Raw genomic sequence first — 23501 nt, forward strand, 5'->3', positions numbered from 1 at the left:
CGTCAGAGGGACATCAGAACCACCGCGAGTACGGCAAAGCCGATCCCCGACAGTTTTCTGAACGTTAGCGACTCCTCGAGTACGAGAACGCCGATGACCGAACTGACTGCGATGAATAGCCCGTAGAGCGGGACGACGACACTGACGGGACCGAGGGCGAGCGCTCGGTAGTACGCCAACAGACCGACGGCGAGCAACACGCCCCAGACGACGATATGTGGCAGTTTCGGATGCGAGAGATACTCCCGGGGGGACTGCCCCTGATGGACCAGCAGACCACCGAGGAGGACGAGCATAATCGTGTTCGACATGAAGACTGCCGTCGTACTCGGAATCGTCTCCATCGCGACCTTCAACAGCGGCGCGACCAGGCTGTACGCGACGAACGCGACGAACGAGAGCAGCAGATACCGTCGGCTCATTACCGATCACCCGCGCTGCAGACGATCGCGATCACAGCACAGACGATACCGGCTGCCCGGGTCGCCGACATCGCTTCGCCGAGAAAGAGGATTCCGAGCACCGAACTTCCGACGATGAACATCCCGAATACCGGGACGACGACGCTTACCGGGCCGTTCTCGAGGGCGGCCGTGTAGGCCAGAATACCGACCGTCAGAAAGGCGCCGGCGACGTAGACGTAGCCGGCTTCGACCGCCACCGCGTGAGCGGGATCGGCGGTTCCGGTCAGGACCATCACGCTGCCCCCGATCAGGAGAAAGACGCATGTCGAGAGAAACAGCCCGGGCGTCGCCGGGACGTCTTGCATGATAACGCTCGTGAGGGGTGCGACGAACGAGTAGGCGAGAAGCGCTATCAGCACCCACAACAGATACTCCATACTACGACGGTACTGGCGGTACGGGCTTAAACGCCACGAGAACGTCGCCAATCGATACTGACACTTTATTTTCCGTCGGCCGAACGAATTCGTATGATCGAAGCGACATTGTGTTTTCCGAGGCGCACGCGCGGTACCGAGAGCGACCCCACGGAGGAGGTACTCCTCATCGAAAAACGACGCGGACTCGGCGACGGCTGGTACAACGGTCCCGGCGGGAAACTCGAGGACGGCGAAACGCCTCGCGAATGTGCAGTTCGAGAGACTCGCGAGGAGGTGGGGCTCGAGATCGATCCCGAGACCCTCGAGAAGGCGGGCGAACTGACCTTCCTCCTCGACGGCGAGAGACACACGTTCTGTCACGTTTATCGGACGCGTTCGTTTTCGGGTGAGCCGACCACGACCGAGGAAGCCCGGCCGGAGTGGGTCCCCGTCGACGACGTGCCCTACGATCAGATGTGGGAGGACGACCAGTTCTGGTTACCCGGCGTCCTCGAGGGGGAGACGGTCGTCGGCGAGTTCCGCTTCGAGGGCGGCCAGCCGCTGGACGAAGCCGAGTTCGTGGGCCACGACCTCGAGTGGAACGAGCACCTCGAGACGACGGACACGTGAGGTGACAGATAATTCGTCACAGATGATCGGATAGAGCGCGTACAACATCGACGATCGGCTGATTCGCTCCGCCCAGTACAGGACGATTACTCTTTTACCCCTTCGTGGTAGCCCGGGTCGACACGATGACCGATATGACTCGTCGGCGGACGCTCGTCGCTGTGGGTACCGGAATTGTCGGCGCACTTGCGGGGTGTCAGGATCTGTCGGCCGACGGCGGTTCCGACGCCGAGACCGACACTGCGGAAGACATATTCTCGGACGAATCGGACGACGACGGCGTCGGGGACGGCGACATCACAGTGGCGGAAGATACCGACGGCGACATCTCGGTCGAGGGGACGGTCGAGGTCCTCGCCGATGTCGAGGTCGACGGTTCGGTCGAAGCCGCCGGCGTGGTTCTCGAAGAGGACGCCGAGATCGATGGCACGATCGACACCGGCGGTACCGTCGATCTCGGTGACGATAGTGAGGTCGACGGCGACATTACTGCAGGCGGTGACGTGAGGACTGCCGAAGACGTCGAGATCGATGGCACGATCGATACCGACGGCGCCGTCGTTCTCGGCGACGAAAGCGAAGTCGACGGTGACGTGACGGCGGGCGGATCGGTGACGACCCGTACGGACGTGGAGATCGACGGCTCGGTCGACGCCGGCGGAGAGGTATATCTCGGGAACGGCACCGAAGTCGACGGCGACGTGAGTGGCGAGTCGGTCGAGGAAGGTGACGACGTCGAAATCGGTGACGACGACGATAGCGGCGATGACGACGATGATGACGGGTTGGGATGGTTCAGCTTCGGCAGTGATGACGACGAGTAAGTCGAGCGGTCTCCTCGATTGGCCGTCGGAAACACCGTTCGAGAGGGGTTAGCAAACACACAAAACGGGGTGGGTACGTCCGTAGCGGACCATTGTTTCCACGCAGCGGGAGAGTCATTCGCCTGAGTACAGCACGAATACTCTTTTAACCCTTCGTGGTAGCCCGGCGGGAGAGCATGACCGATACGACTCGTCGTCGGTTGATCCTCGCAGCGGTAGGTGGAACCGTCGGCACACTCGCGGGGTGTCTGGACGAAACGTTCGACGAGGACCCCGGTGAGGACAGTGGCGACGAAGAGGAAGAGATGTTCGGCGACGACACGGAAAACGTCAGCGCCGACGAGAATGGCGACGACGAGGACGCCGGAGACGGTGACGACGATAGTGAAACTGAGGAGAGCGACGATGACGATACCGACGACGGTGAAGACGATGATGGAGACGATAGCGACGATAACGGGGACGCGGATGATGACGACGGAAATGGCGAAGACGACAGGGACGATGACGACGAGGACAACAATGACGAAGGCGATGAAGATGATGACGAAGACGACGAGGACGATGAAGATGATGACGAAGACGACGAGGACGATGAAGATGATGACGAAGACGACGAGGACGATGAAGGCGATGACGACGAGGACGACAATGACGAAGGCGATGAAGATGATGACGAAGACGACGAGGACGATGAAGACGAAGACGACGAGGACGACAACGACGAAGACGATTAGGAACCGACCGGTTACCGATCGGCGTCACTCGAGTCGGTCCGCGATCAGGGCTTCAGAACGATTTTCCCGGAACTCTTGCGATCCTCGATGTACTGGTGAGCCTCGGCAGCGTCCTCGAGCGCGAACGATTTGCCTAAAATAACCTCGAGGTCACCGCTCGTCAGTCCCTCGGTGAGTTCGGGGACGGCCTTCATCACCGTGCTCGGATCGTGATAGGAAGCCTGCCCGAGGTGGAACCCTTTGATCGTCTTGTTCTCGAAGAGGAGCCGTCGGTTCTCGATTTCGCCGGGGACGCCGCTGGCGACGCCGTAGGTGACCATCCGGCCGAAGTGTTTCATCGCGTCGAGGCTGCGCTCGAAGACGTCGTCGCCGACGCTCTCGAGGACGAGATCGACGCCCTCACCGTCGGTTTCCTCGTCGACGGTTTCGCGGAAGTCCGTTTCCGTGTAGTTGATCGGGTGGTCACAGCCCAGTTCCTCGGCGAGGTCGAGCTTTTCCTGCGTGCTCGCGGTGCCGAACACCTCTGCGCCGTGGTTAGCGGCGAGCTGAACCGCAGCCGTGCCGACCCCGCCCGCGGCGGCCTGGATCAGGACCGTCTCGTCTTCCTCGAGGCCGCCCCACTCGAACAGACAGCTGTGGGCGGTGAGAAACTGGACGGGGAAGCCGGCGGCTTCCTCGAAGCTCATCCCCTCCGGAATGGGAAAGAGCATCTGGGCGTTCGCGACGGCGTACTCGGCGTAGCCGCCGGTGTTGAGCATCGCGACGACGCGGTCGCCCTCGTCTAAGCCGACGCCCTCGCCGGTTGCGTCGATCGTTCCTGCGGCTTCCATGCCGGGGACGTAGCCCGCGTCGGGGCCGCCCGGATAGACCCCGCGGCGTTGCATGATGTCCGCGAAGTTGATCCCGGCCGCCTCGACCTCGATACGGACCTCGCCGGCGCCCGGTTCCGGGAGATCGGCGTCGGTGGCCTCGAGCTGATCGCTGTCGCCGTACTCTGTTACCTCGATGACTCGCATACGCTTCCATTTGTAACCCAGTCGCTTAAAGGTCAGAGAACGTGGAAGAACTGGTCGGCCGTTGTCGGCGGGCAATCCGATGGGGACGGCCGATACCGGTTCCGACGGATTCGGCTACTCGTCCCAGCCCTGGTGGGTGGGGTGGAGGTCGGTCTCGTCGTGATTTGCTCCGTGCTCCCAGACGTCGCCGGTTTCGTCGCTTGGCCCGCGACGAGTCTTCCACTCGAACTCGCCGGGATCGTCGACGGTGAGTTCCCAGACGTTGCCCTCCGTCCAGGTCCCTTCGACGCCGCCGCCCCAGTTCGTGAGTTCGTCGGTACTGCCGGTGAAGTAGACGGAGTCGCCGTGACCGACGTCGACCGTCATCTGCAACGTAATCTCGTCGGACTCGCCGTTGTCTTCGTTTTCATCGTCATCTTCGTCGTTTTCTCCGGGAACGTACATAACCCAGCCGTCGGCCGGAATCTCGATCGTGACCTGTCCACTGCCGTCGGCGGTGACGGCTTCACCGCTGCCGGTCTCGTCGACGAGGGTCTCGCCGCTCCAAGGGGTTTCAACGGTGTGTGCTGCCGCCGAATCGCCTTTGTTGATACCGGCCAGCAGATTGCCGTCGCGTTCGAAAATGTAGGTGTCGTAATCGACGTGGCGGTCGATCACGTCGCCGTGTGCGAACTCCTGCGAGACGGCGACGAGGTCTCGAAAGGCCTCGTCGTCGAGTTCGGTCCGGTCCTCGGGTCCGGAACGGTACACCATCGGCATCCCCGCGTACGCGAGGATGAACGCTTCCGCGAGTTCGACCGCCCGGCCCTCGGGTTCGTCCGCCTCGACACCCGGACCGACGGTATCGTGGTTCTGTGCGAAGGTGACCGCGGCGTTCGGATCGTGGTGTGCGACGCCGTTGGCCGCGTCCTGAGAGAGCCCCTCCATGCTGCCGCCTTCGAAGGCGTCGACGATGGCGTCGTACAGCGGGAAGTCGAAGACGGTCATTCCGGTGTCGGCGAACTCGAGCAGGCGACCGATATCGTAATCCCAAACTTCGCCGACGCGCCAGAGGTCGAGGTCGTCCGCGAGCGCGTTGATCTCGGACTCGAAGTACCACGGCCAGACGTGACCAGCAGCGTCGTACCGGAGCCCGTCGGCACCCAGGTCGGCGATCCGCTGGAGATAGTCCCGATGGACATCCTGGACGTACGAGAGTTCGACGTCGAACGACGGTAATCCGAGGAGATCACACTCGTACTCCGCGGCCTCGCCGTCCAGTTGGCAGTCCTCGCTCAGCGTGCCGTTGTCGTGGAAGTGTTCGTCGCGGTCGAACTGCGGTAACTCGACGTGGCCGTCGGGACCGTCCGCGGCTGCCATGTGGTTCACCACGACATCGACGATGACCTCGATGCCGTGGTCGTGGCAGGTCTCGATCAGCGACTCGAGTTCGCTTTCAGTCCCGAGCGTCGAGTCGAGATCCGTCAGGTCGACGGGCTGGTAGCCGACCGGCGGGTGCGGGTCGCGGAAGCCGAACGGCGACGTTTCGTCGTAGAAGCCGTACTCGCCGTCGTACGAGAGGTCGTCCCAGTCGAGTTTTCCCCGTGCCGGCTGCTGGATCCAGATCCCATCGACGCCGACTTCCTCGAGGCGGGGGACGTCGGCTTCGATGTCGGTCCATTCCGCGTGGAAGTACTGGTAGGCGACCGTTCCGTCCTCGGCCACCGGCTGATCCGGCAGCGAGTTCGCGTGGACTGCTCCCAGCGACGCGCCGGTGATCGCCAGCGTCCCGAGGGCTGCGCTGGTCTTCAACAGCGTTCGCCGTTCGATACCGTCCGCATGGGTATCCTCACCCCGTGTGTGGTTGTCTCCCATCGTAGCCAGCGATATAATGTGTGTTGTAATGAAACATAATACTTTTACCCCACATTCGAAACGGGATACTATTGGTGAACAATAGCCGTACAGAATAACGACTGGTGAATTCCCGCAGCCGATGGCTGGCGACGAGCGGGAGCGCCACTGAATACGAGGCTTGGGGCTGGGGGCTCGTTGCTGGGGACGGTAACCCGGACCGTGGGCGGGAGGAAGCCGTCGCCAAATCCGTACTGTTCACCGTTTGCGATACGCTCGGTCTCGAGACATCGATCGACGGCCAGATTCGCAACCGAACGTCGCGGGGTCGGCCACCGCACCTTCGTATCGTTTAAGCGTGCGGTGGCAGTGAGTCGATGTATGAGCGACGAGAGCCAGGAACTCGGGATCACCGAGTCGAAATCGCACAAACCCGGCGAGTGGTACGCCGAAGTCGTCCAGAAGGCCAATCTCGCGGACTACGCCCCGATGGGCGGCTTTATCGTCACGAAGCCGCGCGGCTACGCGCTGTGGGAGGCCATCCAAGACGCCCTCGACGGCTGGTTCAAAGAGACCGGCGTCGATAACGTCTACTTCCCGATGTTCATCCCCGAGAGCTTCTTAGAGCGCGAGAAGGACATCGTCGAAGGCTTCGACCCCGAGGTCGCGTGGGTAACCCACGGCGGCCACGAGGAACTCGAGGAGCGACTCGCCGTCCGGCCAACCAGCGAGTCGATCATCGCGCCCTTCATGGCCGACTGGACCCGCAGCCATCGCGACCTGCCGCTGCGGCTCAACCAGTGGTGTTCCGTCGTCCGGTGGGAAGCGACGGAGACGAAGCCGTTCTTCCGGACGAAGGAGTTCATGTGGCAGGAGGGCCACACGGCCCACGCGGACGACGCGGGAGCCTGGGAGGAGGTCTGGACCCGATTGAGCCAGTACGAGCGCGTCTACGAGGACGTGCTGGCGATTCCGGTCCTCCGCGGCAAGAAGCCCGAACACGACAAGTTCCCCGGCGCGGACACGACGACGACCGTCGAGGCGCTGATGCCCGATGGCAAGTCCGTCCAGGGCGCGACGAGCCACAACTTAGGCCAGAGCTTCGCGGAGGCGTTCGACATCACCTTCTCCGGCGAGGACGAGGAGGATCGAACCGCCTACACGACCTCCTGGGGGCTCTCGTGGCGGGCGATCGGGGCCTTGATCATGACTCACTCCGATGATCAGGGACTCGTGCTCCCGCCGACGGTCGCCCCCACACAGGTAGCGATCGTCCCCATCTGGCAAGAGGACACGAAGGAGGACGTCCTCGAGTACTCCGAAAACATCGCCGAAGAGCTCGAAGACGCCGGCTTCCGCGTCGAACTCGACGACCGTGACGAGCGCAATCCCGGCTTCAAGTTCAACGAACACGAACTCAACGGGGTCCCCCTCAGGCTCGAGATCGGCCCCTACGAGGTCGAAGACGAGGAGGTTACGCTCGTCCACCGCCCGGACAACGAAGAGGCAGTCGAGGATCGCGACGAGATCGTCGATGCCGTCGACGAGCATCTGGACGACATCTTCGACAAGTTGTACGACGCGGCCGAGGAGAACCTCGAGGAGAACGTACGCGAAGCCTACAGTCCCGAAGAGATCCTCGGCACGATCGGCAAACACGGTGGCTACGTGAAGACGTCGTGGTGCGGCGACGAGGCCTGCGAGGAGGCCATCAAGGAGAAGATCGCAGCCGAGATCGTCATGCAGCCGTTAGAGGACGAGGGCGGGACGACGGCCGCCGAGGTTCCCGAACCCGAGCATGACGAGTGTGGCGTCTGCGGCGAACCCGCAGATGAGATCGCGTACTTCGCAAAATCGTACTGAACGACGCGCCCCTCACGGGGGAACGCCCTCGATTTCGTCGGGTCCCAGTCTGACCCGCCGTAACTCGCCGCCATTTTCGAGTTTCGACGTCCGAACTCGGCCGGGGTTTGTGTACGGTTGACATACACAAACCTAACTCTTTAACCCAATACTGCTTAGGGCTGGGGGGAAATAGAACAGATGTGGTGTTCACTCTGGTGGGTGAGCACTACGTGCCTCTGACACTTCTGCCCTGGTCGGGCAGTTATTTGTTTCCCATAACTCGACAGCACCGACGCCATTCGGGATGAACGGTCGGCAGCGACGCTACTCTGGATCGGGACACACAGTAAGCGGCTGCTACGGATATGAGTCTTTATTGACCTTATATCCGACTATATGTGTATATAATACACTTAGTCATTATGGGACAACCTCTTATAGCAGTTTTTGCTACGAGTGTGTATGCCACAGCCACAGAGAGCGTCATCCACCGAGCGTTCGCGGGGGCTTGCAGACCCCACGGACGAACGGTCGAACTGCGGCGTCGGCGTCGTCATGGACCTCGATGGGGATGGGGGACACGATGTCGTCGCTGACGGATTGGAACTTCTCAAAAACCTCGAGCATCGGGGAACCACCGGCGCGGAGAAAAACACCGGCGACGGTGCGGGCATCATGTTACAGACGCCCGATTCGTTTTTCGATAGCGTTCTCGAGGCCGATCTCCCGGACACATACGCCGTCGGGTCGCTCTTTTTCCCGCAGGCGGAGACGGCGCGTACGGAACTCGTCTCGATACTCGAAGACGTCCTCGAAACGTACGACCTCGAGGTCCTCGAGTGGCGCGACGTGCCGACGAACAACGAGGATCTCGGCGCGACGGCCGTCGACTCCGAACCCGACGTCTGGCAGGTTGTCGTCACGCCCACCGAGGAAATCGACGACGAGACGTTCGACCGACGGCTCTACGTCGCCCGACGGGCCCTCGAAAACGCCGTTGAGCAACGCGCTCAACGAACCTCCGATCGCGATGCTCACGGAGATGCCGTCGAAGACGCTGACATCGACGGCGCGGAGCGCTTCTACGTCTGCTCGCTTGACTCTGACACGATCGTCTACAAGGGCCTGCTCAAGGGGGTGCAGGTTCCGTCTTACTACGAGGATCTGACCGACGAACGCATCGAGTCCACCTTCGCGATGGTCCACGAGCGGTTCTCGACGAACACGCTCGGTGCCTGGCATCTCGCCCATCCGTACCGAAACATCATCCACAACGGCGAGTTCAACACCATTCAGGGCAACATCAATTGGATGCGCGCCCGCGAGACGGACATCGAGAGCGAGGTACTCTCCGATCTCGAGGCGGTCAAGCCGATCATCGACGATCCTGACCAGTCCGACACTGCGAGCGTCGACAACGCGCTCGAACTGCTCATGCAGGACGGACGCGATCTCGAGCACGCCCTCCGGATGCTCGTTCCCGAGGCCTGGCGCGGCGACGACGCGATGGGCCAGGACCGCAAGGACTGGTACGACTTCCACGCCTCGCTCGTCGAGCCGTGGGACGGCCCCGCACTCGTTGCGGCGACCGACGGCGAACGCGTCGGCGCCGTCCTCGACCGCAACGGCCTGCGTCCCTGCCGATACGACGTCACCAAGGATAACCGGCTGATCGTGGCCAGCGAGTCCGGCGCACTCGAGCCCGCACCCGACGAGATCGAAGAGCGCGGCCGACTCCAGCCCGGCCAGCTGTTCCTCGCCGATCCGAACGAGGGCCGCGTCATTCCCGACGACGAAGTCTTCGAGGACCTCACCGACGACCGCTACGGCGAGTGGGTCGAGGCCGAGCAGGTCTCCCTCGACGACATCCGCACCGCCGGCGACAGTTCGCCGCGCCAGCCCGTCGACGGCCTACGCAACCAGCAGGCCGCCTTCGGCTACACGCACGACGAACTCGAGAACATGATCGAGCCGATGACCCAGAAGGGGAAAGACCCCGTCGGCTCGATGGGCGACGACACGCCGTTGTCCGTCCTCACCGAGTTCAACCGCCCGCTGTTCTCCTACTTCAAGCAGCTGTTCGCACAGGTCACCAACCCGCCGCTGGACTACATCCGCGAGGAGCTGGTGACCTCGATGGAGAGCCGACTCGGCTACCAGCGCAACCTGCTCACCGAGTCCCCTGAGCACGCCCGCCAGCTCGTGCTGGACTCGCCGATCCTTACCGATGCCGAACTCGAGTCCGTCCGCGACTGTGATGCGAACGGGATCACAACCGCCACGATCGACATCACCTACGAGGCGACGAGCGACGAAGCCGGTAGCGACCTCGAGGCGGCGATCGAACGCGTCCGGGAGGACGCCGTCGAAGCCATCGAGGCGGGTCACGACGTGCTCGTCCTCTCGGATCGCGGCGTCGACGCGGATCGCACGGCGATTCCGAGCCTGCTCGCGACCGGTGGCGTCCACCACCACCTCGTGCGCAACGGGCTGCGCAACCACGTCGGGCTCGTCGTCGAATCTGCGGATCCGCGCACCGTCCACCACTTCGCGACGCTGGTCGGCTACGGTGCCGGCGCGGTCAACCCGTATCTCGCCTACCAGACGATCGAGGACCTCACCGCCGGTCCGGACGGCGCTGACACCGAGGTCGCCATCGACGCCTACGTCGGCGCGGTCGAGGACGGCCTGCTGAAGATCATGGCCAAGATGGGGATCTCGACCGTCGAGAGCTACCAGGGCGCCCAGATCTTCGAGGCCGTCGGTCTCGACTCGGACCTCGTCGCGGAGTACTTCGAAGGAACCGAGAACCGCACCGAAGGGATCAGTCTCGCTGAAATCGAAGCGGACGTTCGCGAGCGCCACGAGTCGGCGTTCGGCGAGGAGGAGTCCACACTCGACCGGCAGGGCGAGTTCGAACACCGCTCGGACGGGATCTACCACCAGTGGAATCCACAAACCGTCGGCGCGCTCCAGCAGTCCGTCCGATCGAACGATTACGAGCGCTACCAGGAGTTCGCCGAGTTGATCAACGACCAACAGCAGAACCTCCAGACGCTTCGGGGGCTACTCGAGTTCGATTCGGACCGCGATCCGGTGCCGATCGAGGACGTCGAGCCGATCAAGGACATCGTCCAGCGGTTCTCGACGGCCGCGATGTCGCTGGGCAGCCTGTCGCCGGAGGCCCACGAGAACAACTCGATCGCGATGAACCGTATCGGCGCCAAGAGTAACTCGGGCGAGGGTGGCGAACCGCCGGAACGGTTCGACACCGAACGCGAGTGTAACGTCAAACAGGTCGCGTCGGGTCGTTTCGGCGTCACCTCGACGTACCTCTCTTCCGCCGACGAACTACAGATCAAGATGGCACAGGGCTCCAAGCCCGGCGAAGGCGGCCACCTGCCCGGCGAGAAGGTCAACGAGATGATCGCCCACGTCCGAAAGTCGACTCCCGGTGTGGGCCTCATCTCCCCGCCGCCGCTGCACGACATCTACTCCATCGAGGACCTCAAACAGCTGATCTTCGACCTGAAGGCGGCCAACGAGGAGGCAGACATCAACGTCAAACTCGTCTCCGAAGCCGGTATCGGCACGGTCGCCGCCGGCGTCGCGAAGGCCAACGCTGACGTGGTCCACATTTCGGGTCACTCCGGCGGCACGGGTGCCTCGCCGCGGACCTCGATCAAGAGCGCCGGACTCCCCTGGGAGCTCGGCCTCGCCGAAGCCAACCAGATGCTCTGTCAAACCGGCCTGCGAGACCGTATCCGCGTCTCCGCCGACGGCGGCATGAAAACGGGCCGCGACGTCGCCGTCGCCGCCTTACTCGGCGCCGAGGAGTACATCTTCGGCACCGCCTCGCTCGTCACCGGCGGCTGCGTGATGGCCCGGCAGTGTCACAAGAACACCTGTCCGGTCGGCGTCGCCACCCAGCGCGAGGACCTGCGCAAGCGGTTCCCCGGCGAACCCGAACACGTCATCAACTACATGACGTTCATCGCTCAGGAACTGCGCGAGATCATGGCCGAACTCGGCTTCGAAACGATCGACGAGATGATCGGACAGGTCGATGTTTTGGAGCAACGAACCGACGTCGACCACCCGAAGGCTCGCAACGTCGACCTCTCGGACGTCATCGCGGACCCCGGTAGCGATGTCCGCCGCAAGATCCGCGAGCAGGATCACGAACTCGAGGACCAGCTCGACCGCGACTTAATCGAGGCCGCGGCCGACGCCATCGAGGACCAGGAACCGGTCACGCTCGCGGCCGACGTCTCGAACGTCGATCGCACCGTCGGTGCGATGCTCTCGAACCGCATCACCAGCCGCTACGGCGAGCCCGGTCTCCCCGAGGATACCATTACGGCCGACCTCGAGGGAACTGCCGGACAGAGTTTCGGTGCGTTCCTCGCGAGCGGCGTCTCGATGCATCTCGATGGCAGTGCCAACGACTACGTCGGCAAGGGGCTCTCGGGCGGGAAGATCACGATCCGTACCCCGGAGACGGCGACCTACGACCCGACCGAGAACATCTCGATCGGCAACGTCGCGCTCTACGGCGCGACTGACGGCCAACTCTACGTCAACGGCGTCGCCGGCGAGCGCTTCGCCGTCCGCAACTCCGGTGCCAAGGCCGTCGTCGAGGGCGTCGGCGACCACGGTTGTGAGTACATGACCGGCGGCGTCGTCGCCGTCCTCGGCGAGACGGGCAAGAACTTCGCGGCCGGGATGTCCGGCGGCGTCGCCTACGTCTACGACCCCGACGACGAGTTCGCGGCGAAGGCCAACACCGGAATGGTGTCGCTGCACGACGAACTCGAGGAGAAAGACGAGGAGATGCTGCGCCGACTGGTCGAGAACCACGTCGCCTACACCGGCTCCGAGCGGGGCGAACTCTTACTCGAGAACTGGGAACGCGCGCTCGAGGCCTTCGTGAAGGTCATGCCCGAGGCCTACTACGAGGCGATCACCGAGCAGGGATCGGACGACGTCCGCAGCGAACTGCCGGGCACGCCCGAGGCGGCCGTCGAAGCCGATTCGGCCACCTTCGCGGCGAGCGACGACTGATCGGGGCGACGCGCGATTTCGACTGTTTTGCGGCCGGCGCTCACCGACCCAACGTGTGGAACTCGTCGTTCGGTCGCATCTCGGCGAACATCGCGAGTCGGTTGCTCAGGTTGTAGAAGGCCGTGACGGAGGCGATGTCCCAGAGCGCCTCCTCGCTGAAGCCGGCTTCGCGGAGGGCCTCGAGATCGCTCCGTTCGACCTCGGTCGGCCGTTCGGTGAGTTTCACGGCGACGTCGAGCATCGTCCGGTGGGCGTCGCCGATATCCGCGGTCCGATAGTTCGCCACGAGTTGGTCGGCCAGTTGGGGGTCGTCGGCGTAGATCCGGACGAGCGCCCCGTGGGCGACGTTGCAGTAGTAGCAGTGGTTGACGCCGGAGACGGCGACGACGATCATCTCGATCTCCTCTCGCTCGAGGGCGGTGTCCTCGACCAGCGCGTCGTGGTAGTCGAAGAAGGCCCGGAAGTGAGAGGGTCTGTACGCCATCGCCGCGAAGACGTTCGGCGTGAACCCCGCCTGTTCGGTCTCCTCGACGATGCGTTCGCGGAGGTCCTCGGGGAGGTCCTCGAGGTCGGGGACGGGGAATCGACCCATCGCGTCGTCGTTCAATGTCGGACCGTCGGCAGTCTCGTGTTCGGTCATAGCTACTCCTTCACGACGGTGGGTCATAACTCGTGGTGGGTGGGTCGTCGACCGACGACGGACCGTCTACTCGAACTCAAGGCGACCGCCTTCGGCCACGGCGGCGTCGCGAACCGTCACGAGTCCGGGTGCGTCGAGCAAATGGGCCGAACAGTCGCAGTCCGAGGCACCGAATCCGGCGACGCGCTCGCCGGGAAGTCGGTCGGCCAGTTCGCACTCCCGGTCAGCATCGGGGAACGTAATCGCGGCCTCGAGGCTTGTGTCGGGATGGCCGAGCAGGTAATCGACGTGCCAGTGGCGCGTGTCGCGATCGCCCGCGGAGAGTTCTCGATGTCGGTCGACGCGAGCGAAGCCGCCGGGACCGAACGCGCTGCCGACGTACGCGTAGGCTCCGGCGTCGAATTCGACCCAACCCAGCGCGCCGACCTCGATGGTCGTCGCTCGAGCGAGGTCGATACCGAGTACGTAGGTACCGCTCATAGCGGATGGGACGGCCACAGCGACAAAAACGGATGCGGTTCGTGCCTGGCGGAGCCGTGATCGCGATTCGACGCCGTCGACCGCTGGACCTTTCAGCCACAGCGACGAGGCTCAGGCATGGACACGGCACTCGTCATCGGCGGCACGCGCTTTATCGGTCGGCATCTCGTCGAGGACCTGCTCGAGCACGGCTACGACGTCACGATACTCAACCGCGGGAATCACGAGAATCCCTTCGAGGGGAACGACCGGGTCGAACGCGTCGAGGGCGACCGAACGAACGACTCGGTGCTCGAGGCGGCCGCGAGCACGGTCGACCCCGACGCCGTCTTCGACTGCGTCGCTTACTACCCGAAAGATGTCCGCGCGGCCACCGGCATCTTCGCGGACTGCGAGGCGTACGTCTACATCTCGAGCGGCGCGGCCTACGGTTCCGAGGAGATCCCCAAACGCGAGGGTGAGACGGCGCTCGAGGCCTGTACGTCAGAGCAGGCCGTCGACGAGGATGGCGAGACGTACGGCAATCGAAAAGCGGAGGGCGACCGCGCGGTCGTTGCGGCCGCAGACGAGGGGGTCAGGGCGATGAGCGTCCGTCCCTGTATCGTCTACGGCCCGCACGATTACACCGAGCGACTCGACTGGTGGATCGACCGGGTGAACCGGTTCGACCGCGTCGTCGTCCCCGGCGACGGGACGAACGTCTGGCACCGCGCGTACGTCGAAGACGTTGCGAGCGCGCTGCGGACCGTCGCCGAAGAGGGGACAGCCGGTGAGGCGTACAACGTCGGCGACCGACGGCTGGTAACGCTCGAGGAGATGGTGGAACTGATCGCGGCGGAGCTAGACGCGGACGTCGAGGTCGTCACCGCCGGCGCCCGCGAACTCGCGGCCGGCGACATCGCATCGGAGGACTACCTCATCTATCGGGAGTATCCGCACGTCCTCTCGACGGCGAAACTCGCCGCGCTGGGCTGGGAGTCGACGCCGCTCGAGGCGGCGATGGAACGGGCGGTCGACTCCCACCTCGAGAGCGACCGCGACGGCAGCGAGCACGGGCCGGACCGGAAGGCCGAAGAGCGGGTGCTGGGAATTCTGGATACCTTTTAAACCGCGGCGCTCGGGCGCTCGAGCCCGCGTCGGGCTTGACCGGCTCCGTCACTCAGTTCCGGCGGGCGATGGCGAGTCCGGCGACGGCCGCCACGAGGTTCAACGCCCCGATGAGGACGAACGCCAGCGTATACTCTCCCGTCACGTCGCGAACGTGGCCGGTGATCGCGGGCAGGGAAAGCGCGGCGACGTTCCCGACGGCGACGACGAACGCGACCGCCGTGCCGTCGCGACTCGAGGCCGTGGAGGCGGTCTTGAATATTGCGCCGAACGGCAGCGAGACGGCTGCGAGCGCCACGATCGGGAGGACGACGAGAACGAGTCCGTCGCCGACGAGCAGAACGAACAGGCTGGCCGCGCCGACGGTCGCTGCGCCCGCGATCACCCGGCCGTCCGGGAGATCGGGTCGGAGCACCGCGATACCGCCGCCTAACCGACCGAGCGAGGCGATTCCGAGCGCGACCGCGCTTATCGGTCCGGCGATTCCGAGATCGCCGAAGTACGCCGCCACGAACGTCGAGAGGGTGACGTACGCACCCAGCGTCGCGAAGTTGCAGGCCGCCGCCAGGAGGACGACCGGTGAGCGCAGGATCTCGAGGGCAGAGACCGGTTTCCCGCCGTCGGAGCGCTGCTGTGTCCCCGTGGGCTTCGAATCGGGACGGGTTCGATCGGCACGATTCCGGTCGATCCAGAGCACCAACAGGGCCGGGAGCGCGACGACCGCGCCCGCGGCGTGGACGCCGGCCCAGCCGCTGACCCCGACGAGCGTCGGCGTCACGAGGAAAGCGGCCGCTCCGCCGCCGGTGAACATCCCGCCGTTGAGGCCCTGGTGCCACGTCGCCTGCGCCCCCTCGTAGACTCGAGAGATGTGGGTCGCACACACGGTCACCGCGAGCCCGCCAGCCAGCCCCCAGAGTCCGCGGAGGGCGAGCAGCGTCGAAAACGAGGACGTGAGGTCCATGACCAGCGCGAGCGCGATGTTGGCCGAGACGACCGCGAGGAGGATAGAAACCGTTTCGCGTCCGTCGACGAGTCGACCGCCCAGCGGCTGGACGACCACGAACGCGGCGAGTGCCGCGCTCATCAGCAATCCGACCGCGGTGTAGCCGACGCCGAACCGATCGACGACCGCGCCGGGAACCGACGCGTACGAGAAGAGGACGTAGCCGACGCTGAACGCCGCGAGGTGCGGTCCGTACCTGATTCCGGTGCCCTGAATTGCCATCCGGATCGTCGTTCGCCCGGACGAACAGTGTCCCCAAGTACGTCACTATTCCCGATGGGTCGGTCTTCCTGGACCGGCGTCCGATCGACGAGAACGATTTTATGTGTTCCCTTCCGTGATCAGCAGTATGTTCGAGAAATCGACGTGGATTCGCCTGCCGCGAAACGTCGTCGTCGGCCACGGCGTCATCGATCAGGTGGTCGACGTCATCGACGACCTGCACCTTCAGGGCCGGCCGCTGTTCGTGACCAGTCCGACGCCGCGCGAGGTCGCCGCGGACCCCATCGCTGCTGATTTCGAGGCCGCGGGCATCGATCCCGCGATCGTCACCGTCGAGGAGGCGACGTTCGACGCTGTCGAGGACGTCATCGAGATCGCCGACGCGGAGGAGGTCTCTTACCTCGTCGGCATCGGCGGCGGGAAAGCCATCGACATCGCCAAGATGGCGAGTCACCACCTCGAGATGGGCTTTCTGTCCGTTCCGACGGCGGCCAGCCACGACGGCGTCATCAGCAACCGCGGCTCCGTTCCGGACGGCGACACCCGCCACAGCGTCGCGGCCGAACCGCCGCTCGCGGTCGTCGCCGACACCGAGGTGCTGGCGCAGGCGCCGTGGGAACTCACGACTGCGGGCTGTGCCGACATCATCTCGAACTACACCGCGGTGATGGACTGGCGGCTCGCGAATCGGCTCAAAAACGTCGAGTACTCCGAGTACGCCGCCGCGCTCTCGGAGATGACCGCCGAGATTCTGGTCGACAACGCGGATCTCGTCCGGCCGGGACTCGAGGAGTCGGCCTGGATCGTCAGCAAGGCGCTCATGTCCTCGGGCGTCGCGATGAGCATCGCGGACTCCTCGAGACCCGCAAGCGGTGCCGAACACCTCTTCTCGCACCAACTCGACCGGCTGGCACCGGGCGCGGCGCTCCACGGCCATCAGGTCGGCGTCGGCTCGATCATGACGGCCTACCTGCACGGCGGCGAGAAGGGGATCTGGCGCGATATCCGCGACGCCCTCGACAGCATCGACGCGCCGACGACCGCCGACGAACTCGGCATCGACGACGAAACCGTCCTCGAGTCGCTGACTACCTGCCACGCGATCCGTGATCGCTACACGATTCTTGGCGACGGGATGGACGAGCGGGCGGCCCAGGAGGTCGCGACGGTGACCGGCGTTATCGACTGATCCTAAAATCCGGACCAGCCGGCTACACTTACGTTCTCACACCCAGGCGCGTTCCGTTCCCGTGATCGTGAGGTAGACGGCGGCGAGTCCGCCGACGCCGAGGTGGAGCCAGTAGGTCGTCAGCCGGTAGAGGATCGCTCCCGCAGTGGCGGCGTCGCCGGCGATCCCCGCAGTCGCGACGAGCAAACTCGCGAGCACGACTTCGATACCGCCGGTGCCGCCGGGAAGCGGGACGATCCCGCCGAAGGAGGCAAGTGGCGCACACAGCAGCGCCAGCGCGAGCGGCGCGTCGACGCCGAGGGCGAGCAGGCAGAAGTAGAGGGGCAGTGCGTTGGCGACCCAGCCCGCGACCGCGATACCGGCTGCGGCCGCGAGCGTCCGCCGGGAGGCCTGAATCGTCTCGAGCGTCCCGAAGAAGCCGTCGATCCGTCCCGTGAGGGTTCCGTCGATGTCCGGCACTCGCGGGAGCTTCCCGACGACGGTTTCCACCCGAACGGCGAACTCAAGGGAGGCGGTTCGCGCCAGTCCGCGGTTGAAGACGACGAGGAGTGCACCCGCCGCGAGGAGCCCGCTACCGCCGACGATGGCGACGGTCGTATCGGCTACATCGATCGCCCCGGCGGCGATCGTGAGGGCGAGGAGTCCGACGGTAGCGACGACGAGGCTGGCGACGAGGTTGAACCCCTCCGCGACGGCGACGACCGCGAGGTTGTCCTCGAACTCCGAGTCGGAGTTCGCCGCGAGCAGGTAGGCCGTGATCGGCGTTCCCGTCGAGCGACCCCACGGAAGTGCACTTCGAGCGAAATAGCCCGACAGGAACGCCGTGAGGAACCCGCCACCGCGTGCAGCGCCGTCGATGGGGTGGAGGAGTCGCTTGACGAGCGCGCCTCGCAGGGCCAACATGGCGAGACCGGTGCCGGCAGCCGCGGCGAGCATCGCGGGATGTGCGCCTCGGGCGTGCTCGAGAACGTCCCTCCAGCCGACACCGTAGACGAACAGTGCGACTACGGCGACGGCAATGACGAGTCCGGCCACCGCTCGAAGGCGGCGCATACAGGCCGTACAGTGAGAGGACGGGTTAACGACTCTGAATCGGTAAGGCTGGCCGTTTGTTGAATTGTATACCTGTTGCTTATAGAAATATAACACGCAAGGTGTGTTCCGAGACCGTTTTTGTGGCGCTCTACGGTCGAACGTGGAAAGTTCGCTGTTGAGCGTGGATTCGTTGCTATTAAACGCGAACTCCCGGCGTTCGTCGCCTCTCGATTCGTTTCGGTGCTCGCTGGTTCGGTCGTCTGCCGTGCAGCGACCCAAACAGTTATCGGCGGCATCGTAGCCAGTGTCTTGTGGTAGCAATGTCCAAAGGCATCGCCGAGATACTCGAGAATGCACCGAGCAACTGGGGCAAATGGGGAGACGACGACGAACTGGGCGCATTGAACTATCTGACAGAAGAGGAGGTGCTTCGGGGCGTACAGGCCGTCGAAGCCGGGAAGACGTTTACCCTCGGCGTCCCGATCGGCCGTCCCGATGGCGACCCGGTCTGGCCGGGACGGTCGGCGGCGGACCATTACATGGAGGTCGACAAGGGTCACTTCGACTCCGGAAAGTTCGATTTGGAGGGCGCCGCGGGGCTTGAGTACGCCGACGACGTCATCTACATGTTCCTCCAGGGGTCGACCCAGTTCGACGCGCTCGGTCACGTCTGGTACGACGACCAGTTGTACAACGGCTTCGACGCGAAAACGACCATGGGCGGGCTCGAGAAGTGCAGTATCGAGCCGATGGCCGACAACGGTGTGGTCGGTCGCGGCGTCCTGCTCGATATCGCCCGCCACCGGGACAAAGACTGGCTCGTCAAGGGCGAGCGGATCGAACTCGACGACTTGCTCGACTGCGCCGACGAGCAGGGCGTGGAACTGCAGAAACGCGACATTCCGATCATCCGTACGGGCTGGATCGAACTCTACTACGAGGAGGGCGAGGAGGCGTTCTACGGCGACGAGTTCGACGAGCCGGGGATCACGTACTCCGAGGAGCTCGTCGAATGGTTCCACGAAATGGAGGTCCCCGCTTTCGGCACGGATACCATCGCTAACGAGCAGACGGTCTCCGACGAGACAGAGACGCTCCTTCCGCTCCACGGTGCGCTCCTGCGCGACCAGGGCGTGACGTTCAACGAGATCAACCGGCTGGACGAACTCGCCGACGACTGCGCCGAAGACGGGAAGTACGACTTCCTCTACGTCGGCGCGCCGCTGAAGATCGTCCACGGTAGCGGCTCGCCAGTCAATCCCATCGCGATCAAGTGATCCAAAGCAATGACCGAGACACCACGACTCGATGCGTACCACTTCGACGAGGCGACTTGGGAGGACTACGACCATTTGCGCGAGGAATTCGAGTGGGAGGTACCGGACCGGTTCAACATGGCCGCGTACGTCTGCGATCGGTGGGCGACGACGGACCCCGTGGACGGCGGCGAGCGCGGCGACGAACGCGTGGCGCTCTACACCGAAACGGCGGCCGGCGACCGTGAACAGTACACCTACGAAGAGTTCCACGAGGTGACGAACCGACTGGCGAACTGCCTCGCCCACGCCGGCATCGAGCGCGGCGACCGAATCGGCGTCAACGCACCGCAGACGGCCGAGACGGTGTTCACCCACGTCGCCGCCTGGAAGCTCGGCGCCGTCTCGATCCCGCTGTCGACCCTGTTCGGTCCCGACGCGATTTCGTATCGCCTCGACGACAGCGAGTCGCGCCTCTGCGTCGTCGACGAGTCCAACGTCGACGCGGTTCGCGAAGCCGCCGGTGAGGTCCCCTCGCTCGAGCGGATTTTGACGCTCGGTGATACCGACGTCCACGGCGAACTCGAACGCGGCTTCTGGGATGCGATCGAGGGCTGCTCGACCGAGTTCGAAACCGTCGACACCGAGGCCGAAGACGACGCGATCATCATGTACACGAGCGGGACGACGGGCGAACCGAAGGGCGTTCGCCACGCCCACCGGATGCTGCTCGGCCACCTGCCGTTATTTCTGACGACATTTTGTAACCTCGAGTTGGGCGACGACGACGTCTACTACACGCCTGCGGAGTGGGCGTGGATCGCCTCGCTGTTCGACGTCGTCGTGCCGGGACTGTACTACGGGAAGCCCGTCGTCGCCTACGACGGCGGCCAGTTCGATGCCGAGGAAGCGTTCGAGATCCTCGAGCGCTACGACGTGACGAACTTCTTCGCGCCGCCGACGGCGTTACGAATGATGATGCAGACCCCAGACCCGAGCGAGCGGTACGATATCGACTCGGTTCGCGTGATCCCCAGCGGCGGGGAGTCGCTCGGCCAGAGCATCGTCGACTGGGCCGAGGAGACGTTCGACGGCGCGGCGGTCCACGAGGGGTACGGCCAGACGGAAGCGAACCTGCTCGTCGGTGACTGTACGGCCCTCGCCGAGTTCCGGGAGGGGAAGATGGGGCTCGCTGCGCCGGGCCACGACGTCAGGATCGTCGACACCGAAACGGCGGAGCCGACCGTCGAGACGGGTGAGATCGGCGAGATCGCGGTCAGATACGAGGGGAACCCCGTCTGTTTCAAAGAGTACCTCAACAAGCCCGAACGCACCGAGCGGAAGGTCCGGAACGGCTGGCTGCTCACGGAGGACCTCGGAACGGTCGACGAGGACGGCTACTTCACGTTCAAGAGCCGCAAGGACGACGTGATTATCAGCGCGGGCTACCGTATCGGTCCCGAGGAGATCGAGGAGAGCCTGGCCGGCCACGAGGCCGTCGCCGACGCCGCCGTGATCGGGGTCCCGGACGACGAACGTGGTGAGGTACCGAAAGCGTACGTCGTCACCGCGACCGGAACCGATCTCGCGGACGGCGAGGGCGACGACGGAACCGGCTCGGCTTCGCTCGAGAACACCCTACAGGAGCACGTCAGAACCCGACTCGCCCAGTACGAGTACCCTCGAGAGATCGAGTTCGTCGAGGAACTACCGAAGACGGCGACCGGCAAGGTCCGACGGGCTGACCTTCGCGAGGAGGAGGGACTCGAGTAACGGTGGAACCGAACTCCGAGGCGACTGTCGGGACGATTAGACGTGCTCGTCGAGGAACGCCGCGATCGCGGAGTAGGCCTCGATGCGGTTCTCGAGTTTCGAGAAGCCATGACCCTCATCGTCGAAGATCAGCTTGCGGACTGGAACGCCCTGCGCTTTGGCCTTCTCAACGATCTGTTCGGCTTCGCCGACCGGGACGCGGGGATCGTTCTCGCCGTGAAGGACGAACAGCGGGGCCTCGATCTGCTCGATGTTGTTCGTCGGCGAAATTTTCTCGAGGAACTCGCGGTCCTCGGCGAGACTCCCGTACTCGGCCTCGCGGAGTTCGCGACGCCAGTCGCCGGTGTTCTCGAGGAACGTGACGAAGTTGGCGATGCCGACGATGTCGATCCCGGCGGCCCACAGATCGGGGTACTCGGTCAGCGCAGCGAGCACCATGAACCCGCCGTAGGAGCCGCCCTTGGCGACGATTCGGTCGGGGTCGACGGCCGGGTGGTCCTGTAACCACTCCACGCAGGCCTCGATGTCCGCGACCGAGTCCATGCGTTTCTCGACGTCGTCCAGCGCGGCGTAGTCGGCCCCGTAGCCCGCCGAGCCGCGGACGTTGGGTTCGAAGTAGGCGTAGCCGCGATCGGTGAAGTACTGCTTGACGCTCGAGAACGACGGCCGGCGCTGGCTCTCGGGCCCGCCGTGGATGTCGACGATGACGGGGACGTTCTCGCCCTCGTGATTTCCGTCGGCATAGCTGTCGGGCAGCGTAAAGAAGCCGGGCACTTCCAGTCCGTCGAAGCTCTCGACGTGAACCAGTTCGGACTCGTCGAACGTCTCGCGTGGGATGCCCGCCGTCGGCGCGCTCGTCCACTGCTCGGTCTCGCCCGTCTCGAGATCGACCACGAAGACGTTCGTGTTGACCGCATCGCCGGTGGTCGACAGCGCAAAGCACTCGGCGTCGGGATCGAAGCTTACGCCGCCGGAGATCCCGCCCGGAAGGTCGGGTTCGGGGAACGTTTCGAACGCGGTAGGGTCGTCGGCGTCGAACTCGCCGACCGTCAGTTCGGTGTACCCCTCGACGTTCCGGGAGAAGACGAACCGACCCGTTTCGTCGTCCAGCGCGATGCCGCCGACGTTCCAGCCGTCGCCGTCGGTGACGGTCTCGAGGTCGCCAGTTTCGAGGTCGAGGTACGCCAGATAGAGCGTGTCCGCGCTCCCCTCGTCCGTCGAGAGGTAGATTCCCTCGCCGTCCGGTGCCCAGCTTGCACTCTGATAGCGAACGTCGCCTTCGTGGGGTGTGAGGTGCTCGAGCGTAGAATCCTCGTCGTCGAGGTTGAGCACGTAGAGGTCCTGATCGAAGTTGGAGTACGCTTGCGAGACGAGCAGTCGGGAGTCGTCTGGACTCCAGCCCGATAGCGAAAGCCAGCCGTCGCCCTCGTAGACCAGTTCGGCCGCGTCGCCGGTCTCTGTTCGGTCCTGGACGTAGAGGTCGAAGACCGACTCGTCGCGGCGGTTCGAGGCGAACGCGAACCGCTCGCCGTCGTGGCTCCAGCCGCCCCAGCGGTGTTTTGCGTCCGGTTTAGTGGTCAGGTTCTCGATCCGTCCGGTCTCCGCGTCGAGTTTGAAGAGCTGTGCACGTTCGTTGCCGCCCTCGTCCATCCCGAAGATCAGTTCCGGCCGTTCCGGTGACCAGGAGGCGAACGACACCTGTTCGTCGTAGAACGTTCGTTGCTCGGGCCAAGATTGGGCCTCCTCGAGCGTCCAGAGCTGTGCGGTACCGGTCGTGTTCATCAGAAACGAGAGTCGGTCGCCGTCGGGACCGAACGACGTGCCGTACGCGCTTCGGATGTTGAGATAGCGTTCGATTTCGTAGCTGTCCATATTACAGCCTCTCGACTCGGCGCGGTAGTGGTTTTGGTTGCGGAACGGTTGTTTTTCCCGTGAAAGACGGACTACGTTTACACTCTCCTACAACTGAAAATCAGTATGACAGAAATATTATGGTAAGCGTACTGGACTAAACTACTCTTAAA

At 64.2% G+C, this 23501-nt stretch carries 18 protein-coding genes; 9 read left to right on the top strand and 9 right to left on the bottom strand.

Annotated elements, in window-relative coordinates; translation table 11 throughout:
• Window positions 1-2: 2 nt before the first annotated feature.
• Together NATTI_RS0112900 and NATTI_RS0112905 are read right to left on the bottom strand one after the other, a co-directional pair.
• Entirely contained in the window at window positions 3-422 is a 420-nt protein-coding gene (locus NATTI_RS0112900) for an EamA family transporter (RefSeq protein WP_006089879.1), read from the bottom strand.
• Window positions 422-841: an EamA family transporter gene (locus tag NATTI_RS0112905; RefSeq protein ID WP_006089880.1), complete on the bottom strand. Its 420-nt coding sequence runs from the start codon at window positions 839-841 to the stop codon at window positions 422-424. Before NATTI_RS0112905 ends, NATTI_RS0112900 begins: the two co-directional genes overlap by 1 nt.
• A 93-nt stretch (window positions 842-934) precedes the next feature.
• Here NATTI_RS0112905 and NATTI_RS0112910 point away from each other — a divergent pair, with 93 nt between their 5' ends.
• The 3 genes from NATTI_RS0112910 (at window position 935) to NATTI_RS0112920 (ending at window position 3014) form a co-directional block, all read left to right on the top strand.
• On the top strand, window positions 935-1453 hold the full coding sequence (locus tag NATTI_RS0112910; RefSeq protein WP_006089881.1) for an 8-oxo-dGTP diphosphatase: 519 nt from the start codon (window positions 935-937) through the stop codon (window positions 1451-1453).
• 125 nt (window positions 1454-1578) lie between these two features.
• On the top strand, window positions 1579-2277 hold the full coding sequence (locus tag NATTI_RS0112915) for a polymer-forming cytoskeletal protein (RefSeq protein WP_006089882.1): 699 nt from the start codon (window positions 1579-1581) through the stop codon (window positions 2275-2277).
• Between the two features lie 176 nt (window positions 2278-2453).
• Complete coding sequence (locus tag NATTI_RS0112920) at window positions 2454-3014, top strand: hypothetical protein (RefSeq protein WP_020657241.1); 561 nt, start codon at window positions 2454-2456, stop codon at window positions 3012-3014.
• 44 nt (window positions 3015-3058) lie between these two features.
• On the opposite strand, the gene NATTI_RS0112925 is transcribed toward NATTI_RS0112920, so the two are convergent.
• A complete protein-coding gene (locus tag NATTI_RS0112925; RefSeq protein ID WP_006089884.1) occupies window positions 3059-4030 on the bottom strand; it encodes a quinone oxidoreductase family protein in 972 nt (323 codons plus the stop codon).
• Window positions 4031-4144: 114 nt separating this feature from the next.
• Window positions 4145-5884: an alpha-amylase family glycosyl hydrolase gene (locus NATTI_RS0112930; protein WP_006089885.1), complete on the bottom strand. Its 1740-nt coding sequence runs from the start codon at window positions 5882-5884 to the stop codon at window positions 4145-4147.
• 360 nt (window positions 5885-6244) lie between these two features.
• Between NATTI_RS0112930 and proS the strand changes: the two genes are divergently transcribed.
• Window positions 6245-7726 (top strand): proline--tRNA ligase, encoded by a 1482-nt coding sequence (proS, locus tag NATTI_RS0112935; RefSeq protein ID WP_006089886.1) that lies wholly within the window; start codon window positions 6245-6247, stop codon window positions 7724-7726.
• A gap of 444 nt (window positions 7727-8170) precedes the next feature.
• Window positions 8171-12772: a glutamate synthase large subunit gene (gene gltB / locus NATTI_RS0112940; RefSeq protein WP_081603652.1), complete on the top strand. Its 4602-nt coding sequence runs from the start codon at window positions 8171-8173 to the stop codon at window positions 12770-12772.
• 40 nt (window positions 12773-12812) lie between these two features.
• Here gltB and NATTI_RS0112945 read toward each other — a convergent pair whose 3' ends face one another.
• Both NATTI_RS0112945 and NATTI_RS0112950 read right to left on the bottom strand, forming a co-directional pair.
• Window positions 12813-13412, bottom strand: coding sequence for a peroxidase-related enzyme (locus NATTI_RS0112945; protein WP_006089888.1), 600 nt, complete (start codon window positions 13410-13412; stop codon window positions 12813-12815).
• Window positions 13413-13478: 66 nt separating this feature from the next.
• On the bottom strand, window positions 13479-13892 hold the full coding sequence (locus NATTI_RS0112950; protein ID WP_006089889.1) for a GIY-YIG nuclease family protein: 414 nt from the start codon (window positions 13890-13892) through the stop codon (window positions 13479-13481).
• Window positions 13893-14009: 117 nt separating this feature from the next.
• On the opposite strand from NATTI_RS0112950, the gene NATTI_RS0112955 reads away from it, so the two are divergent.
• Window positions 14010-14999, top strand: coding sequence for an NAD-dependent epimerase/dehydratase family protein (locus NATTI_RS0112955; protein ID WP_006089890.1), 990 nt, complete (start codon window positions 14010-14012; stop codon window positions 14997-14999).
• Between the two features lie 52 nt (window positions 15000-15051).
• Here the strand turns inward: NATTI_RS0112955 and NATTI_RS0112960 are convergent, their stop codons facing one another.
• Entirely contained in the window at window positions 15052-16224 is a 1173-nt protein-coding gene (locus NATTI_RS0112960) for an MFS transporter (protein ID WP_006089891.1), read from the bottom strand.
• Between the two features lie 127 nt (window positions 16225-16351).
• On the opposite strand from NATTI_RS0112960, the gene NATTI_RS0112965 reads away from it, so the two are divergent.
• On the top strand, window positions 16352-17413 hold the full coding sequence (locus tag NATTI_RS0112965; protein WP_006089892.1) for an NAD(P)-dependent glycerol-1-phosphate dehydrogenase: 1062 nt from the start codon (window positions 16352-16354) through the stop codon (window positions 17411-17413).
• Window positions 17414-17449: 36 nt separating this feature from the next.
• Here the strand turns inward: NATTI_RS0112965 and NATTI_RS0112970 are convergent, their stop codons facing one another.
• Window positions 17450-18466: a lysylphosphatidylglycerol synthase transmembrane domain-containing protein gene (locus tag NATTI_RS0112970; protein WP_027119148.1), complete on the bottom strand. Its 1017-nt coding sequence runs from the start codon at window positions 18464-18466 to the stop codon at window positions 17450-17452.
• 302 nt (window positions 18467-18768) lie between these two features.
• Here NATTI_RS0112970 and NATTI_RS0112975 point away from each other — a divergent pair, with 302 nt between their 5' ends.
• Both NATTI_RS0112975 and NATTI_RS0112980 read left to right on the top strand, forming a co-directional pair.
• Window positions 18769-19725, top strand: a complete 957-nt coding sequence (locus NATTI_RS0112975) for a cyclase family protein (RefSeq protein WP_006089894.1) — start codon at window positions 18769-18771, stop codon at window positions 19723-19725.
• Between the two features lie 9 nt (window positions 19726-19734).
• Window positions 19735-21477, top strand: coding sequence for an acyl-CoA synthetase (locus tag NATTI_RS0112980; protein WP_006089895.1), 1743 nt, complete (start codon window positions 19735-19737; stop codon window positions 21475-21477).
• 36 nt (window positions 21478-21513) lie between these two features.
• Here NATTI_RS0112980 and NATTI_RS0112985 read toward each other — a convergent pair whose 3' ends face one another.
• Window positions 21514-23349, bottom strand: a complete 1836-nt coding sequence (locus NATTI_RS0112985; RefSeq protein WP_006089896.1) for a S9 family peptidase — start codon at window positions 23347-23349, stop codon at window positions 21514-21516.
• Between the last annotated feature and the right edge of the window lie 152 nt (window positions 23350-23501).

The organism is Natronorubrum tibetense GA33 (assembly GCF_000383975.1).
GTDB classification, from domain to species: Archaea; Halobacteriota; Halobacteria; order Halobacteriales; family Natrialbaceae; genus Natronorubrum; species Natronorubrum tibetense.

What these genes read in the sequence shown, in the direction of transcription:
- NATTI_RS0112900 (WP_006089879.1), bottom strand. Translation starts at nt 422, where the DNA reads ATGAGCCGACGGTATCTGCTGCTCTCGTTCGTCGCGTTCGTCGCGTAC.
- NATTI_RS0112905 (WP_006089880.1), bottom strand. Translation starts at nt 841, where the DNA reads ATGGAGTATCTGTTGTGGGTGCTGATAGCGCTTCTCGCCTACTCGTTC.
- NATTI_RS0112910 (WP_006089881.1), top strand. Translation starts at nt 935, where the DNA reads ATGATCGAAGCGACATTGTGTTTTCCGAGGCGCACGCGCGGTACCGAG.
- NATTI_RS0112915 (WP_006089882.1), top strand. Translation starts at nt 1,579, where the DNA reads ATGACCGATATGACTCGTCGGCGGACGCTCGTCGCTGTGGGTACCGGA.
- NATTI_RS0112920 (WP_020657241.1), top strand. Translation starts at nt 2,454, where the DNA reads ATGACCGATACGACTCGTCGTCGGTTGATCCTCGCAGCGGTAGGTGGA.
- NATTI_RS0112925 (WP_006089884.1), bottom strand. Translation starts at nt 4,030, where the DNA reads ATGCGAGTCATCGAGGTAACAGAGTACGGCGACAGCGATCAGCTCGAG.
- NATTI_RS0112930 (WP_006089885.1), bottom strand. Translation starts at nt 5,884, where the DNA reads ATGGGAGACAACCACACACGGGGTGAGGATACCCATGCGGACGGTATC.
- proS (WP_006089886.1), top strand. Translation starts at nt 6,245, where the DNA reads ATGAGCGACGAGAGCCAGGAACTCGGGATCACCGAGTCGAAATCGCAC.
- gltB (WP_081603652.1), top strand. Translation starts at nt 8,171, where the DNA reads ATGCCACAGCCACAGAGAGCGTCATCCACCGAGCGTTCGCGGGGGCTT.
- NATTI_RS0112945 (WP_006089888.1), bottom strand. Translation starts at nt 13,412, where the DNA reads ATGACCGAACACGAGACTGCCGACGGTCCGACATTGAACGACGACGCG.
- NATTI_RS0112950 (WP_006089889.1), bottom strand. Translation starts at nt 13,892, where the DNA reads ATGAGCGGTACCTACGTACTCGGTATCGACCTCGCTCGAGCGACGACC.
- NATTI_RS0112955 (WP_006089890.1), top strand. Translation starts at nt 14,010, where the DNA reads ATGGACACGGCACTCGTCATCGGCGGCACGCGCTTTATCGGTCGGCAT.
- NATTI_RS0112960 (WP_006089891.1), bottom strand. Translation starts at nt 16,224, where the DNA reads ATGGCAATTCAGGGCACCGGAATCAGGTACGGACCGCACCTCGCGGCG.
- NATTI_RS0112965 (WP_006089892.1), top strand. Translation starts at nt 16,352, where the DNA reads ATGTTCGAGAAATCGACGTGGATTCGCCTGCCGCGAAACGTCGTCGTC.
- NATTI_RS0112970 (WP_027119148.1), bottom strand. Translation starts at nt 18,466, where the DNA reads ATGCGCCGCCTTCGAGCGGTGGCCGGACTCGTCATTGCCGTCGCCGTA.
- NATTI_RS0112975 (WP_006089894.1), top strand. Translation starts at nt 18,769, where the DNA reads ATGTCCAAAGGCATCGCCGAGATACTCGAGAATGCACCGAGCAACTGG.
- NATTI_RS0112980 (WP_006089895.1), top strand. Translation starts at nt 19,735, where the DNA reads ATGACCGAGACACCACGACTCGATGCGTACCACTTCGACGAGGCGACT.
- NATTI_RS0112985 (WP_006089896.1), bottom strand. Translation starts at nt 23,349, where the DNA reads ATGGACAGCTACGAAATCGAACGCTATCTCAACATCCGAAGCGCGTAC.